At 48.3% G+C, this 572-nt stretch carries 1 protein-coding gene; it reads right to left on the bottom strand.

What is annotated here, in order from left to right; genetic code table 11:
* A partial coding sequence (locus AB4167_RS10165; protein WP_372136484.1) for a tandem-95 repeat protein occupies nt 1-572 on the bottom strand: 572 nt, incomplete at both ends.

The following is a 572-nucleotide window of genomic DNA, read 5'->3' as shown; positions in this document are numbered from 1 at the left end:
GGCGTAATCGTGAAGCTGCCATCATCGTTTTGAGTAACGGTTGCATCACCGCCAACCGTTAGGCCGCTAGCAGTCAGGTCATCGCCTTCCACGTCAGAGGCTTGAGAAAGCAGCTGCTCTTGGCTTAGACGAATCGAACCGTCTTCATCGATTGAATAAGCTAAGTCACCAGACACAGGCGCATCATCAACCGCAGTTACACTCACATCGATGTTTGCAGAGACCGTATCGGTGCCGTCAGACACATCAAAACCGAAGTTTACGTCGCCATTGAAGTTTTCATTCGGTGCGAAGGTGTATGTGCCATTACCATTGTCGGTAAGAATACCGTCACCGCCATCGTAGGTCACACCTTCAACCGTTAGGTTGTCGCCTTCAATATCAGTCGCACCTGTTAATAGGTCAGCATCAGTGAAAATAAGTGTGCCGTCTTCTTCAACGCTGAACTGTTGGTCTTGAGGTACTGGCAGGTCATTAACTGGGTTAACGGTTAGGTCAGCCGATGCTTGAACCGTATTGGTACCATCTGAGATATCGAAGCTAATATCGATATCACCATTGAAGTTCTCATC

The organism is Vibrio sp. 10N.286.49.E11, assembly GCF_041469505.1.
Taxonomy (GTDB): Bacteria; Pseudomonadota; Gammaproteobacteria; order Enterobacterales; family Vibrionaceae; genus Vibrio; species Vibrio crassostreae_C.
The sequence above is the reverse complement of the archived record's forward strand: the minus strand, read 5'-3'. Positions and strand labels throughout refer to the sequence as shown.